The 13,327-nt window shown below is 48.5% G+C and carries 16 protein-coding genes and 1 pseudogene; 7 read left to right on the top strand and 10 right to left on the bottom strand.

The annotated features are described in order from the left end of the window. Nucleotides 1-80: 80 nt before the first annotated feature. From ACNA6I_RS21090 to pgmB, 3 genes are read left to right on the top strand one after another with little or no spacing between them, the layout of a single operon-like run. Entirely contained in the window at nucleotides 81-1,595 is a 1,515-nt protein-coding gene (locus ACNA6I_RS21090; protein WP_416314127.1) for a hypothetical protein, read from the top strand. Nucleotides 1,596-1,616: 21 nt separating this feature from the next. After that, nucleotides 1,617-2,882: an ATP-binding protein gene (locus ACNA6I_RS21085; protein ID WP_231579062.1), complete on the top strand. Its 1,266-nt coding sequence runs from the start codon at nucleotides 1,617-1,619 to the stop codon at nucleotides 2,880-2,882. A gap of 36 nt (nucleotides 2,883-2,918) precedes the next feature. Continuing rightward, complete coding sequence (pgmB, locus tag ACNA6I_RS21080) at nucleotides 2,919-3,587, top strand: beta-phosphoglucomutase (protein WP_416314126.1); 669 nt, start codon at nucleotides 2,919-2,921, stop codon at nucleotides 3,585-3,587. A gap of 84 nt (nucleotides 3,588-3,671) precedes the next feature. On the opposite strand, the gene ACNA6I_RS21075 is transcribed toward pgmB, so the two are convergent. Then, nucleotides 3,672-5,033 (bottom strand): YjiH family protein, encoded by a 1,362-nt coding sequence (locus ACNA6I_RS21075; protein ID WP_416314125.1) that lies wholly within the window; start codon nucleotides 5,031-5,033, stop codon nucleotides 3,672-3,674. A gap of 379 nt (nucleotides 5,034-5,412) precedes the next feature. On the opposite strand from ACNA6I_RS21075, the gene sda reads away from it, so the two are divergent. Continuing rightward, nucleotides 5,413-5,547, top strand: a complete 135-nt coding sequence (gene sda / locus ACNA6I_RS21070) for a sporulation histidine kinase inhibitor Sda (RefSeq protein WP_148794474.1) — start codon at nucleotides 5,413-5,415, stop codon at nucleotides 5,545-5,547. 71 nt (nucleotides 5,548-5,618) lie between these two features. Here sda and ACNA6I_RS21065 read toward each other — a convergent pair whose 3' ends face one another. Then, complete coding sequence (locus tag ACNA6I_RS21065; RefSeq protein WP_367080426.1) at nucleotides 5,619-6,932, bottom strand: short-chain fatty acid transporter; 1,314 nt, start codon at nucleotides 6,930-6,932, stop codon at nucleotides 5,619-5,621. Nucleotides 6,933-7,116: 184 nt separating this feature from the next. Here ACNA6I_RS21065 and ACNA6I_RS21060 point away from each other — a divergent pair, with 184 nt between their 5' ends. Then, complete coding sequence (locus tag ACNA6I_RS21060; protein WP_416314124.1) at nucleotides 7,117-7,989, top strand: Cof-type HAD-IIB family hydrolase; 873 nt, start codon at nucleotides 7,117-7,119, stop codon at nucleotides 7,987-7,989. Between the two features lie 52 nt (nucleotides 7,990-8,041). Continuing rightward, on the top strand, nucleotides 8,042-9,115 hold the full coding sequence (locus tag ACNA6I_RS21055; RefSeq protein ID WP_416314123.1) for a PQQ-dependent sugar dehydrogenase: 1,074 nt from the start codon (nucleotides 8,042-8,044) through the stop codon (nucleotides 9,113-9,115). A gap of 58 nt (nucleotides 9,116-9,173) precedes the next feature. Here ACNA6I_RS21055 and ACNA6I_RS21050 read toward each other — a convergent pair whose 3' ends face one another. The 7 genes and pseudogenes from ACNA6I_RS21050 to ACNA6I_RS21020 form a co-directional block, all read right to left on the bottom strand. Then, the gene (locus tag ACNA6I_RS21050) at nucleotides 9,174-9,323 is read right to left on the bottom strand and encodes a hypothetical protein (RefSeq protein ID WP_156450689.1); all 150 of its coding nucleotides are present in this window, start codon (nucleotides 9,321-9,323) and stop codon (nucleotides 9,174-9,176) included. An 8-nt stretch (nucleotides 9,324-9,331) separates the two neighbouring features. Continuing rightward, nucleotides 9,332-9,487, bottom strand: a complete 156-nt coding sequence (locus ACNA6I_RS21045) for a YvrJ family protein (RefSeq protein ID WP_048004785.1) — start codon at nucleotides 9,485-9,487, stop codon at nucleotides 9,332-9,334. Between the two features lie 46 nt (nucleotides 9,488-9,533). Then, nucleotides 9,534-10,076 (bottom strand): N-acetylmuramoyl-L-alanine amidase family protein, encoded by a 543-nt coding sequence (locus tag ACNA6I_RS21040; RefSeq protein WP_053429702.1) that lies wholly within the window; start codon nucleotides 10,074-10,076, stop codon nucleotides 9,534-9,536. A 30-nt stretch (nucleotides 10,077-10,106) separates the two neighbouring features. Then, complete coding sequence (locus tag ACNA6I_RS21035) at nucleotides 10,107-10,523, bottom strand: YcbK family protein (protein ID WP_373921157.1); 417 nt, start codon at nucleotides 10,521-10,523, stop codon at nucleotides 10,107-10,109. Nucleotides 10,524-10,595: 72 nt separating this feature from the next. Continuing rightward, a pseudogene (locus tag ACNA6I_RS21030) lies at nucleotides 10,596-10,721 on the bottom strand (peptidoglycan-binding domain-containing protein); the annotation flags it as partial. A 226-nt stretch (nucleotides 10,722-10,947) separates the two neighbouring features. Then, nucleotides 10,948-11,163, bottom strand: a complete 216-nt coding sequence (locus ACNA6I_RS21025; RefSeq protein WP_416314122.1) for a hypothetical protein — start codon at nucleotides 11,161-11,163, stop codon at nucleotides 10,948-10,950. Between the two features lie 5 nt (nucleotides 11,164-11,168). Then, a complete protein-coding gene (locus ACNA6I_RS21020) occupies nucleotides 11,169-11,744 on the bottom strand; it encodes a sigma factor-like helix-turn-helix DNA-binding protein (RefSeq protein WP_347321101.1) in 576 nt (191 codons plus the stop codon). 266 nt (nucleotides 11,745-12,010) lie between these two features. Between ACNA6I_RS21020 and ACNA6I_RS21015 the strand changes: the two genes are divergently transcribed. Further along, nucleotides 12,011-12,355: a hypothetical protein gene (locus ACNA6I_RS21015; RefSeq protein WP_370296135.1), complete on the top strand. Its 345-nt coding sequence runs from the start codon at nucleotides 12,011-12,013 to the stop codon at nucleotides 12,353-12,355. Between the two features lie 37 nt (nucleotides 12,356-12,392). Here ACNA6I_RS21015 and ACNA6I_RS21010 read toward each other — a convergent pair whose 3' ends face one another. Continuing rightward, the gene (locus ACNA6I_RS21010; protein WP_148794478.1) at nucleotides 12,393-13,184 is read right to left on the bottom strand and encodes an SDR family NAD(P)-dependent oxidoreductase; all 792 of its coding nucleotides are present in this window, start codon (nucleotides 13,182-13,184) and stop codon (nucleotides 12,393-12,395) included. Nucleotides 13,185-13,327 lie beyond the last annotated feature (143 nt).

The following is a 13,327-nucleotide window of genomic DNA, read 5'->3' as shown; positions in this document are numbered from 1 at the left end:
CAGAAGTGTATATAGAGAATATGCTTTTAAAGCAGGGGGAATGAACAGTGAAAGAAAAATTGAAGGTTTTGGGTATTCCAATGGCATTGGTCATCCTTATGATCGGAGGGATGTTCCTCCATCAGTTATTGAAGGTGAAAGAGCCCCCTCAGAAGGATTGGAGCCGTTCGGTATACCTTGATCAATCATATAAGGACAGGCCGCAGTTGTTCAGAGAAAGCGGGGACCTCTTCGTCTCAAGTGGAGGAGAGATCCAGGAGCTCAACGTTAAAGAAGGACTCCGGGTCGAGGAGAAGCTGAAGCTTGACGTCGATGTTTCCGGCAGTTACCCCTATTGGACTGATGGCAAGAAGGTCATCTACTATGAGGATACTAAATTAGTGTCCTATGCAGGCGGGAAGAATTCCGTCCTGTCAGAAGGGATCACAGGCCTTCAAACGAGTGAAAACCGTGTGTATTATTGGACGGGTGGCACGCTCTACGAAATGGACCCTCAAACAGAAGATGCTGGTAAGCTTCATTCCTTTCAACAGGAGATTGATCGTGTGACCATCGGTAAGGATGGGGATTCCGTAGTTCAGACCAAGGCAGACGATACCCATGTACAATTCCATTATATTGATAAAGAGCATCATGTAAGCGCCCCTTTTTTGCTTCTGGAGAAGAACTCTAGTAAACAAGTTGAAAATGCGACTTATGAGATAGCAGATGGGCAACTGACGTTGTTCTACAGTGAAACAGCCCGCTCACAAGGGCAATTGACCACGGCGACGTATAAGGTGAATCTGCCTGTCGATAAGGTGGGCGATGAGCTTCAAAAGCCAGAAAAGATCCGATTCGTCAACGCAGACAATGGGCTCGATCTGGAGTCACCGGGAGATATCCAACTGGCCGAGATCGATGGGAAAGCCACATTGCTGCTCACTGCAGAGGGGCAGGAAATCGGGGATTTCAATGCGATTGCCCTTTATAAGGCCGTTCCGAATGAAGATGGCTCTTATCAGGCTTTTCGCCTGAACACCACGAGGCATTTGACACAATCACCTCTTCCATTATCAGACAATGAAGTGGTTTGGTTCAATTACAATGGTGGTACATATGAACTATATGGCGCTTCGCAAAATGACGAGGTGACCCAATCGAGTCTGCACTGGACAAAAGCGTCCGTCAAAGAGGCTTTACTCAATGGGACTCTTATGCTATTTTCAAGTTTGGTAACGGGGCTGACCTCATTCTATTGGGTGCTTCCTTCCTTATTTATCCTGATTCTCTTGAATATCTTCAAACCGAATGTATTGGAGAAGGAAGGCATCAGCATGGCGGAATATGTCACCATTTTGATCTTCTTGATCATGCCGTTCACCTATACAGGCAAGGCGATGGGGGATTATTTTCATCAAGTCGCACCGGGCTTCTTGAGCTTCAACGGCAGTGGCTATGCAGTGATGATCGTGATCAGCTTACTGACGGCCCTTGTATGGAAGTTTGGAAGAAATGAGGAGTGGGGTCCGTTTGCCGGAGTGTTTTACTTCATGGGAACCTACATCCTTCTATATATATCACTTATCGGACCGTATATGTTCAATCTATTCTAAGGTGAAAGGAGAGGAAGGCACGTGCGCTCATATGACATTTCTTATATCATTATGCGACTGGTCCTGTCAGCCGTGCTGTTCCTCTCCGCTATGATCATGGTGTTTGTTCTTGAGGGGGTGGCCCTTTTGATCGCCATTCCCGTAGTTGCGAGCATCGGTTTAAGTTTACTCTATCAGTCTATCAAAAAAGCCCTTACGTTTTCTTCTGTCCACGAGACCCTCCTGGAGGAAGAGAATCAACTTTCCACCCTCCTCCACTCCCTGCCGGACTTTGTATCGTTCAAGGATGGAGAGGGAAGATGGATGAAAGTGAACCAGTTTGGGAGGGAGCTCTATAACCTGGAAGGCATCGATTATATCGGAAAGACCGACAGAGAGCTGGGAGAGCTTGTCCCTTTTTTCAAAGACGCCTTTGATTTCTGTATTGAATCGGATGAAAGGGCCTGGGGTGAAAAAGGGACCCGCTGCGAAGAGAGCTTTGTCCTGCCTTCCGGTGAGCATAAGACATTTGATGTGATCAAGGTCCCCTTGTTCCATTCATCCGGGGAGAGGAAGGGCCTTGTCATCATCGGCCGGGATATTACCCAGCAAAAGGTTGCAGAAGAGATGCTTCTTCGAAATGAAAAGCTGTCCGTCGTGGGTGAACTGGCAGCCGGTATCGCTCATGAAATCCGTAATCCCCTTACAAGCATAAAAGGATTCATTCAGCTTTTGGAGGAAAACGAACATGTTTCAGACCGTTACTTAACCATCATGAGCACCGAGATGGACCGCATCAATCAGATTGTCGGAGAGCTCCTCATTTTGTCGAAGCCGCATCTGAGGGAATCACGTCCATTCGATATAAGGGAAGTGCTGGACTATGTCGGCAAAGTGATGGGACATGAAGCACTGATGAAAGGCATCAATCTGAAGGTGGACCTGCCCCAGGAGCCGGTCGAGATCGTCGGGGACCGGAATCAGTGCATACAAGTCGTGATCAATATCACGAAGAATGCCATCGAGTCCATGGAAGAGGGGCTCATTACCATCAAGGCCCACTGCTTGGAGGAAGAGATATTGATCACTGTACAGGATCAGGGAGCAGGCATTCCTGCAGACAGGCTGGAACGTCTGGGAGAACCTTTCTTCACCCTCAAGGAAAAAGGCATGGGCCTTGGACTCACCATCAGTCAAAAAATTATCGAAGGTCATAAAGGAAGTTTGAAGATCGAATCAGAATTGGGGGAAGGGACCCGTGTCACAATCGGGTTCCCCATCCATGCACGCCTGCCGTCAGCACCATGATGGCAGGCTTTTCAATTCATATACAGGAGGTTGACGATGAAAACGATCGAGGCAGTCATTTTTGATATGGATGGGGTCCTGACGGATACGATGCCCCTTTATTACGAAGCGACCAGGGATACCCTGCTTCCATTCGGCATCGACTATACATGGGAGCAGAATAATCGGTTGAAGGGAATCAGCAGGAGGGAGACCATCCGAACCGTATGGAAGGAAGCGGGGAAGAAGATTGAAGAGGACTTGGAAATCCGGCTGGCGGAGGAGAGAAATCGACGCTACCTGCAACTGATGGATACCCTGACGCCTGATCATGTCCTCCCTGGTATGGAATCCTTCTTGAAAGAACTAAAGGAGAATGGAATCCGGATGGCTGTTGCCTCTTCCAGCCGGAACGCACCAGAGGTCCTGAAGAAAACCGGTCTTTCTTGGGCATTTGAATACACCATCGATCCACTTTCCCTTACTAAGGGGAAGCCTGATCCCGAGATCTTCCAGAAGGCGAAGGAGCTGCTGGGAGTCGAAGAAAGAAGGTGTGTCGGGATCGAGGACGGGGAAGCTGGATTAAGAGGCCTTCTTGAGACAGGGATGTTCACGGTAGGAATCGGAAGCGATCCGTTCATGAAACATGCAGACTGGCCGATTCCTTCCACGTTGGAACTGACCCTGACGGCACTACAGGAACAATATCAGAAGTGGTACGGATAGTAAGGAAGACGTCTATACTTGCTGCTCATCCCCATCATGAAAAAAGGAGTACCCGATCCGTTCCGGGTACTCCTTTCGTATAAGTCAGAATAAGAGATGGGCAATCCCGACGATGATGAGTAGAGTCAAAATCGTCCGTTGAAGGAAGATGACCACCAGATCCCAGAAGGATACAGGGATTTTTGATCCGAGGAGCAGTCCCCCGACTTCTGACAGGTAGATCAGCTGAGTGACGGACAGGCAGGCGATGATGAACCGGGTCATATCGCTCTCGATGCCTGCACCGAAAATGGTAGGGAGGAACATATCCGCAAAACCGACCAGGATCGTTTTTGAAGCCTCTGCTGCTTCAGGAATCTGAAGGAGGTCGAGTACCGGGATGAAGGGGATACCAATCCATTCGAAGAACTTCGTGTTCTCCGCGACGATGAGTGCCGTCGTCCCGATCGCCATGACGATCGGGGCTACGCCCATCCACATATCAAGTACGTTCTTCATGCCGTCTGTGATGAATTTTGACACACTGTTGTTCTTCTTTGCCTGAAGGACAGCCTGTTCATAGCCATAGCCTGCACGGGTATATCCGTCAGGAATGGTCTCTGCTGTATCCTTCCCTTCCTGATCATTGAAATACGTATCAGGCTTGCGGGACAGTGGAGGGATCCGCGGCAGGATAATTGCCGCAACAAGGCCGGAGAACGTCACAGTCAGATAGAAGGGGAAGAAGAATTCACTCAGGTTGACCGTCGAAATGACAACCAGACAGAAGGTGATGGATACAACGGAAAACGTTGTCCCGATGACCGCTGCTTCCCTCTTCGTATAAAAGCCCTCCTCATACTGCTTGCTTGTCAACAGGACCCCGATGGTCCCATCGCCCAGCCACGAAGCCAGACAGTCGATGGAGGATCGACCTGGCAGATTGAAGATCGGCCTCATGACCTTCGTCAGGATGGAACCGAAAAACTCAAGAAGACCAAAATTCAGCAGTAAGGGAAGAAGGAGTCCGGCGAATAAAAAGACGCAGAACAGGATGGAAATCAGCCCATCCGAGCTCAGGAGCAGTCCCCCTGTGTCTTCTGACCATATCCACTCCGGCCCTAACTTGAAAAGGGTCATGACAGCGTAGATACCGCCGACGATCCTGATGACGAACCAGACGGGCGTAACATTGAACAGCGTCTTGAAAAACGGTGAGTCCATGATGACCGCCGGTTTAAAAGCCTTGGTGATGAACGTGCCGATGATCGTCAAGGCGATCAGGATGGTCATGACATAAGGAATCACGGGGCCGATCGCATCCAGCAGTGCATTCGATAGAACGGCAATCGGGATCGTCACTTCACCGTCGACAGGTAAAGGAACTATAAATAATAAAATTCCCAACAAAGAGGGAATGATAAAACGTAGCTGTTGTCCAAGTGTAAAGCGTTGTTGCGGATTCATAGGTTCACCTCAAAAAAGTAATGACGAAAAATGAAACATTATTCATTCTAATGCATACATATTTAATTGTCCATACTCTACTTCAAACTGGTTAACAATAGATGCCTTTGATTATCTTCCCAAAAAGATTCTCTGGTAAACAACCTTTGAAGAAATCTTAATTTCCTGCCTCTATTTAAACCGAGTAAACGCTTACAACTTTATTCTAACCTATGGGTCAATCATTTCAACTCTTTTTAGAAACCCATTCATAAGTCCCGTCTTGAGCCGATAGAAAAAGTAGGAAAAGGAAAAAATTATATTTTTCTGGTAAATAGGTTTAATAGGGATTATTAGGGGTAAATGGAACCCATAACTAGGTTAGTCAGGAGTGTAGTAGATGCAATCACTAACATTACTTACTGAAGAGCAATTAACCAATGCCCACCGAATGGCACAAAAAGAAGGACTGGAAGAAGAGTTCATCGAGATGTTGGAAGTGGAGCTGTTGAGAAGAAGAGAGAATGAAATGTAATTTCATAGAATCTCGTAAATGATAGGTATAAAGGCTGCTCTCCAGATGAGAACAGCCTTTTTTGTGTGTATTTATAATATCAGGAGTCCGATGGAAATGACGACACCGCTCACGATCAGGATCAGAACGCAAAAGCCCATGATATCCTTGGCCTTGAGACCGGCGATGGCGAGAGCCGGCAGGGCCCAGAACGGCTGGATGAGGTTCGTCCAGGCATCCCCCCACGCCACAGCCATGGCCGTCTTGGGAATCGACGCATTGAGGGCCTGTGCCGCATCAAGCATGATGGGTGCCTGTACGGCCCACTGGCCGCCGCCGGACGGGACGAAGAAATTCACAATCCCTGCTGACAGGAAGGCGAAGAAATAAAAGGTTGTGTCATTTGCAATGGACACGAAGACCTCGGAAACGAGTACGGCCAATCCCGAAGCCCCCATCATTCCCATGATCCCCGCATAGAACGGGAACTGGATGACGATGCCGCTTGCCCCTTTGATGGCTTCCTGCACGGAATCAAGGTAGCTTTTAGGGGTTCCGTGGAAGAGGATCCCGAGGAATAAGAAAAGGAAATTGACGATATCCAAATTCAACGCAAACCCATTATTGATGAAATAGTAAACAATGAACCCTATTCCGAGAAGGGATATGATGACCGATAGGATCGAACTGTTCTCCAACCGTTCGGCGGGAGTAGGGTCGACCACTTCTGCGGTGGCTGCAGATTCATTGAACAAGGATGGATCAACGGAAACGGTATCTTCCTTTGAAGGCATAAGCAGCCGGTTGGCGATGGGAAGAATGACGAAGAGGGCGACAACAATAAAGATATTGAAGGCCGCAAACATCGTTTCACTTGTTGGGATCACCCCCATCTTGTCTTCGAAAGGATGGCCCGCTGTCGCGATCGATAAAGGGATGGAACCGGAAAATCCACCGTGCCATACCACGAAACCGGAGTATGCACTTGCGATGAGGAGGCGGTAATCAACCCCTTTGACCCGTTTGGCCAATTCCTTTGCAAACAGGGCGCCGATGACCAGGCCGAACCCCCAGTTGATCCAGCTCGCTGCGAGAGAGACGAGGGTAACGATGATGATGGCCGACCCCGGTGATTTTGCCAGTGAAGCAAGATAGCCCAGCAGTCGTTTGAATAAGGGACTGCTTGCAAGGACATAACCTGTTACGAGCACAAGCACCATTTGCATGGAAAAGGCAAGAAGCCCCCAGAAGCCTTCACCCCAGTATTTAACCATGTCGACGGGTGAACTCTTTGTAAAAATGATTCCGGAAGCAAAAACAAAGAGGGTAAGGATGATGACGAATAAGAATGGATCTGGCAGATAGCGCTGCATAATTCGGTTCGATAGGGCTGTGAGTTTCTTCAATGAATGTCACTCCTTTAGGCTATGTGAAAAATTGATATCCCTACTTAGTTCTATAAAAGGTTTGAAAACCCTTTCATTTAAAGGGGTTTTCTTCAAGTAGAGTGGTGCAAACTAATAAATGATAGCGGTTCATGATACAATAACCTAATTAAGAATATTTTCCTGAAAGAAAGGTGTCTGATCAATGATTACAAGCATAGCAAGCGATATGGATGGAACATTATTGAATGAAAAACAAGAAATCAGCGAAGGGAATAAAGAGGCAATCCTGAAAGCCCAACAAGCTGGAATTGAAGTGATTGTGGCAACGGGCCGCTCTTACGAAGAAGCCTCCTATGTTGTGAAAGAGGCAGGGATCGACTGTGATATCATCTGTGCCAATGGAGCCGAGGTCCGGGATGCTGATGGGGAAATCGTCTATCAGGCGGGAATCGAGGATGATCATTCGAGGCAAATCGCGGCAAGACTGAACGAGCTCGGTATCTATTTTGAGGTGTATACGAATCAGGGTACATACACAGAAGATTATGAGAAGGGGATCGATCTCATCATCGACATCTTCAAGACCTCGAATCCCGACGTATCTGAAGCACAGGTGAGGCAGGCTGCGAAGGAAAGGTACGACGAAGGTCGCATCAATGTCGTGGAAGATTATGAAGTCCTTTTCGAAGATTCGGAACATCTTGTCTTCAAATTCCTCGTATTCTCCAAAGATCGGGAAAAGCTTCAGCAGGCCCAATCTTTGCTGGCAGAACTGAAGTATCTTGCCGTCAGCTCTTCAGGTAAGAACAACCTTGAGATCAATAGCATCCACGCACAAAAAGGGGTAGCCATTGAAAAAGTATTATCATCAAAAGGGTTGAATGTAAAAGACGCCATGGCCATAGGGGATAATTTGAACGACCTGTCCATGATGAAGGTTGTGGGCCGTCCGGTCGCCATGGGGAATGGCCTCCCTGAAGTGAAGGAATTCTGTTCCCACGTGACGGCTACTAACCGTGAAGACGGTGTGGCAAAAGCGATCCTGGACGCAATGGAGCAGTCGGAACAGGACTGAAATGAAGAAAAACAGGCTATACTGGTGAAAAATCATAAAGGGAGCTGAATGCATGAAACATCCATTCATATGGATCATCTTCAGCTTGGTCCTGATCGCGGGATGTGCCGATCAGGAGGAAAAACAGCAGGAAGAACATGCATCAGTCGAAAAACCAAGCGTTGAATATGAAGTCGTAGCCGATTCGCTCTCCATTCCATGGTCCATCGACCAAGACGGAGAGACGCTTTATGTAACCGAGAGGACAGGTTCCATTGTAGAAGTACAGGACGGGAAGAAAGTGAAAAAGGACGTTTCCCTGGAAAAGCCGTTATCGGACAACCCGGAAGCAGGCCTGTTGGGTTTTGTCCTTCATCCGGATTTTGCTCAAAATCAGCAAGCGTATGCCTATTACACCTATGACGATGAAGGCTCCCCTTATAACAGGGTTGTCCTTCTTGAAAGGAAGGATCAATCCTGGAAGGAGAAGGACGTTCTTCTCGACCGGATCCCGAGCGGTCAGTTCCATCATGGAGGTCGTCTCAAAATCGGACCGGATGAGAAACTGTATATCACTACAGGAGATGCCACAAATGACGAGAAGGCTCAAGATCCCGAATACCTTGGCGGGAAAATCTTGAGGATGAATCTCGACGGAAGCATCCCGAGCGACAATCCTTCCGATAGCTATCTGTACAGTTATGGACATCGAAATCCACAGGGCTTGGCCTGGGATGGGGAGACCCTATATGCGACGGAGCATGGACCGAAAGGCTATGATGAAGTCAATATGATTGAAAAAGGGGCAAACTACGGTTGGCCGGATGTAAAGGGTGACGAAGAAAAGGAAGGGACCATTCCTCCTCTCGCTCATTCAGGTGAGCCATCATGGGCCCCGTCGGGAGCCGATTTCAGTGAAGGGAAGCTCCTGTTTGCGACCCTCGCAGGACAGAGCATCAAGCAGTTCGACCCGGACACCAAAGAGGTCACTGATCTGCTGGATGGCTTTGGCAGGATCCGCGATGTCCATGTAGATGGGGAAACTCTCTATTTCACAACGAATAATACGGACGGAAGGGGCATCCCGCGAGAGCAGGATGACAAACTGTATAAAGTGGACCTTTCCACCATTGAAGGAAAGCAATAGATAAAGAGGCCGTTCAGGTCTCTTTTTTTGCAACAAAAAAAGGGCAGAGCCCCGGCGCTCAACCCTTCTTATCCATTCTTAACATCAGCACGCTTCCGATCAGAAGCAGCACAGCCATCCATGCATGGAACTGACTCAACCAAAGTCCGATCCCCACCATGCCGATCCCGATGGCGACCAAATTGGATACATATGATATCACATTCATGAACCTCCTTACTGCCTGTCTTCTTTGGAGAAAGTCTGGGACAGGGCCTGAATGGCCTGCTCCAACTGCTCAAGCTTCTTCTCCAATTTAACGAGCAGGAAAAGGGTGACGGCGATGGGGAATCCGAAGTTACCGAGCAATTGGACGAACACAGAATAATCCATGATCATTCCTCCTTATAAGAAAGCGGGCGGGAAGCCCGCCCTGGATTTACAGATTAAGTGCTTTGGCAATGCCAAGGCCGATGGCATTCGATAATCCCTGGATGAACGATGCACTTTTTAATAGATTCGTGTCATTCACGCTGTCCATGAACAGATTCTCGAGGAGGATGGCCGGCATGGACGTTCCACGAAGTACGGCGAAGTTAGCTACCTTCTTGCCGCGGTCACGGAGGCCATACTGGGAATAGAACTTCATGATCTCAGCGTGGACGACATCCTGCCTGCGGCCGGTTTCAGTTTCCCTCGTGCCGGTATAGACGAAGCTTTCAAATCCAGTTCCACCGCCTGCATTATGGTGAAGAGAGACAAAGTAAGAAGCACCGAGTCCATTGGCAAAAGCGGACCGCTGGGATAATTCGATAAAGACGTCGGTGGAGCGGGTCATGCGGACATCCGCGCCGTAATTGGATTCGAGATAGGCTTTCACCTTAAGTCCGATCGTTAAAGCAAGATTCTTTTCTTGAAGACCGTTCCCGATGGCTCCTGGATCAGAGCCGCCGTGTCCCGGGTCTAGTACGATGATTGGCATAATGGTATTCCTCCTGTTTTTAAGGTTGATTTAAGCCCAGTAGTACGTTTGGGCGCCGTATGAGTATTCCGCGCGGCTGTCGACGTGCAGGAACGTATTGTATTTGATGATTCCGCTGAATCCGCATGTTTTGGCCACTTCCGCCACCTGTGAAGGGGTCTTTCCGGAAGGGTTGATATCCGCTGCGATCCCGTAGGTGTGCTGGGAGTTCGAGGCTCCTCCTACACTGCGGTTATGACTGATGCTTCGGAATCCTGAGTTGATGGTGACGGGAGGGTTTCCGAGCTTTTTGCGAAGTGCTTCCAGCTTGTACATGAGGCGGCGGATATTCTCCCTGACCTGAGTGGATCCGACGTTCCCTCCATTGAAGGTGCTTCCGTCCTTGGAATAAAATTCAGAGAAGTTGAAGTGGGCAGTCGATCCGTCACTTGCTTCCAGTGCGTTCAATTGAGTATGGCTCTGAGGACCGGCAACGCCGTCTGCTGTCAGGCCATAAGCGCTTTGGAATCGCTTGACGGCTGCTGCAGTCCCTGCACCGAATACGCCATCAACGGCCACATGAGTCTTTGCCGGCGAGGCAGCTGCCCATCCTGCCACCCGGATTTGCAATTCTCGAACATCGTTACCAGAGTCACCTTGCTTCATTGTCCTTGTCCAGTTCATGTAACATCTCTCCCTATGATATGAATGGTAAGAGACAAACCAAAGGGATGCGGTACGGCGATTGAAGTCATCCCAACCTCATCGCGACCGTTTCGTTTGCCTTACACTTACTAAAGAAAGAGAAGGGAGCAGAACTACAACCTCCCTGGAAAAATTCGAAAACAAGGCATAAAAAAACCGGCTGGATTCAGCCGGTCGATCATTGTCATTACTCCAAATCAAACAGTCCTGGAATGCGGTCCATCGAATACTCCCTCACATAGTGAATAATCTTGATTTTAAGCTCCTGCTCAAGATCATCACGGTTTTCAGCACGGGTCATGTAGAGGGATTTCTTGATTTTCGGTTCGAATGACGTAATCACCTTTGTTTCATATTCACCTGTAGCCTGTGCTTCTTTTACCATTTCATAAAGTGCGCCCATTGCATCTACTCCTTTTTCTGTAATAGGATTCGTAATGCATTCAAAGCCTTTTTATGGCTCTTGGATATGGCCTGCTGGGATACCCCCATGCTCCTAGCGATTTCCGTGTCGCTCCATTCCTGGACGTAAGCGAGGTCAAGGATCCTTTGCTGTCTCTCTGTAAGTGCCCTGTAGCCTGTGAGAAGATCGTCGTCCTCAAGGCATTCTGCCAGTGTCGAGTAATTCATGAATGGCGACAGGCTGTCCGACTGATCAGGAACAAGATCGATGAACGCCTGCCCGTCCCCCTGATCGGTTTTCTTATCAAGAGTGAGAGGATGCCGCTCGGAATACGTCCGATGCTTCTTATCAAAATTGACACTATGGAAATACAGGGAGGAACTCACATAGGCCGTAAAACGGATATCAAAATAATGGGACTTGAATGCTTCGTTCAATTCGTATTCCCTTTCAGCGTTCGGTTCAAGGAGGAACTGTTCGATCAATGTTCTGTTTTCCTGCTTGCTGATAAACGAATCGACCGCTTTGTTATGCTTGAGATGAGGGTAATGCTTGTAAAACCGGGTCATCAATGTGTCCATTTTTTTCACCACCATTAGAACGTATGTTCGGTTTTGTAGTAAAAAAAAGAGAGAGAAATCTCGCCTTTTACTATATAAAGAATAAAATCGTTATAAAAAAACAACCTGTCATCCACTATTCATACCAATGTACTACTAATTAAACCATATTAAGGCATCAGCTAAAAGTGAGGATGGCACTAATTTCATTTCTTTTCCCGGGAAGAAGGCTTTTTCACTTGGAAAGTAGAAGGTTACTAGACAGTCCTTTGAAAGGGAGTGCTTGCATGAAAACGCGCTTGATCCTCTCTGGTGTCATGAGTCTGGCCGTCATCCTCAGCGGGTGCGGTACAGATGGATCATCTAAAGAAAAGCCGAAGGACGATGCGGAAGAAACCGTCGTTCCCGAGGCAGAAAAGGGTGTTGAACATTTGGATATCATAGCCAACGATGAACAGATCATCAAAACGCTGAAAGAATCAGGTAAGATACCTGAGAACGCCACGAAAGAAGACATTGAGAAAGCACTGCAGGACTATATAAAAGATAAAAACGCCGACACGCTGAAAAATGAAAAAGAAAAACAGAAATACATCGAGGAGCTTAAAGAAAAGATCAAAAACGAACAATGAGAGAAGCCGCCGAAGCAATCGGCGGCTTCCTTTTTTATCATCTCATGACGCTTCCACCTGAGATCTTCATGGACTCGCCTACCACATTGAAGGCGGCGTCGCTCAGCAGGAAAAGGATGACGTTAGCCACCTCGCGGGGAGAAGTCAGCCGGTTGGATGGAATTCCAGACTTTGCGACTTCCAGCTGCTCTTCATATGTGCGGTTTTCCCGTTTGCCTTTTGAGGCGATGGCTTTTTGTCCCATCTCGGTGTCGACATAGCCAGGACACACCGCATTGACCCTCACGCCGTGCTCGATGGCTTCATGGGCGAATGCCTGGGTGAAGCCAGTGACAGCGAATTTGGAGGCGCTGTAGGCGCTGTTTCCATGTGTTCCCCGTAAGCCGGAAAGGGACGATAGATTGACGATGGATCCTTCTCCATGTTCCTTCATACCTCGATACACGTCCTGGGTGATAGAGACGAGGGAAAAGTAGTTAAGCTCCATGATGGTGCGCATGTCTTCATCGGAGAGTTTCTCAACAAGGTCGCCGCCCCCGATGCCGGCAGAGTTGACCAGTCCAGTAATGGGACCGAACGCTTCAATTGCATGGGAGATGAGCTGCTTCCGGTCGTCCTGTTTGGTCAGGTCTGCGGGGAAGACGTGGAGATTATGGGGGGACTGGACGGATTCTTTGAGTTTGGCAAGTTTGTCTTCGTTCCGCCCGGTTACGGTGACGTTCGCCCCTGCCTCAATGGCGGCGATGGCCGTTTCGTGACCGATGCCTCCTGTGGCACCGGTTATGAGGATGTGCTGGTTTTGCAGTGCTTGGTTATGAAAGATGGTCATGTTTTTTCCTCCTTGTGTTTTAGGGTTACCCTGTCGGGGAGGGGTGGAAACCATTTTGGGCAGTCTGGTGGGTGGAAGGGTTCGTTCCGTTCCGCTGCGGTCGTTCGCTTTCCTGCGGGGTGGACGGTGAGCCGCTTCAGCTG

It is taken from the genome of Rossellomorea sp. FS2, from assembly GCF_047915635.1.
GTDB classification, from domain to species: domain Bacteria; phylum Bacillota; class Bacilli; order Bacillales; family Bacillaceae_B; genus Rossellomorea; species Rossellomorea marisflavi_A.
Note: the sequence above shows the minus strand (reverse complement) of the source record. Positions and strands in the feature narration are given on the sequence as shown.

What these genes read in the sequence shown, in the direction of transcription:
- ACNA6I_RS21090 (WP_416314127.1), top strand. Translation starts at nt 81, where the DNA reads ATGGCATTGGTCATCCTTATGATCGGAGGGATGTTCCTCCATCAGTTA.
- pgmB (WP_416314126.1), top strand. Translation starts at nt 2,919, where the DNA reads ATGAAAACGATCGAGGCAGTCATTTTTGATATGGATGGGGTCCTGACG.
- ACNA6I_RS21075 (WP_416314125.1), bottom strand. Translation starts at nt 5,033, where the DNA reads ATGAATCCGCAACAACGCTTTACACTTGGACAACAGCTACGTTTTATC.
- sda (WP_148794474.1), top strand. Translation starts at nt 5,413, where the DNA reads ATGCAATCACTAACATTACTTACTGAAGAGCAATTAACCAATGCCCAC.
- ACNA6I_RS21060 (WP_416314124.1), top strand. Translation starts at nt 7,117, where the DNA reads ATGATTACAAGCATAGCAAGCGATATGGATGGAACATTATTGAATGAA.
- ACNA6I_RS21055 (WP_416314123.1), top strand. Translation starts at nt 8,042, where the DNA reads ATGAAACATCCATTCATATGGATCATCTTCAGCTTGGTCCTGATCGCG.
- ACNA6I_RS21050 (WP_156450689.1), bottom strand. Translation starts at nt 9,323, where the DNA reads ATGAATGTGATATCATATGTATCCAATTTGGTCGCCATCGGGATCGGC.
- ACNA6I_RS21045 (WP_048004785.1), bottom strand. Translation starts at nt 9,487, where the DNA reads ATGGATTATTCTGTGTTCGTCCAATTGCTCGGTAACTTCGGATTCCCC.
- ACNA6I_RS21040 (WP_053429702.1), bottom strand. Translation starts at nt 10,076, where the DNA reads ATGCCAATCATCGTACTAGACCCGGGACACGGCGGCTCTGATCCAGGA.
- ACNA6I_RS21025 (WP_416314122.1), bottom strand. Translation starts at nt 11,163, where the DNA reads ATGGGCGCACTTTATGAAATGGTAAAAGAAGCACAGGCTACAGGTGAA.
- ACNA6I_RS21020 (WP_347321101.1), bottom strand. Translation starts at nt 11,744, where the DNA reads ATGGACACATTGATGACCCGGTTTTACAAGCATTACCCTCATCTCAAG.
- ACNA6I_RS21015 (WP_370296135.1), top strand. Translation starts at nt 12,011, where the DNA reads ATGAAAACGCGCTTGATCCTCTCTGGTGTCATGAGTCTGGCCGTCATC.
- ACNA6I_RS21010 (WP_148794478.1), bottom strand. Translation starts at nt 13,184, where the DNA reads ATGACCATCTTTCATAACCAAGCACTGCAAAACCAGCACATCCTCATA.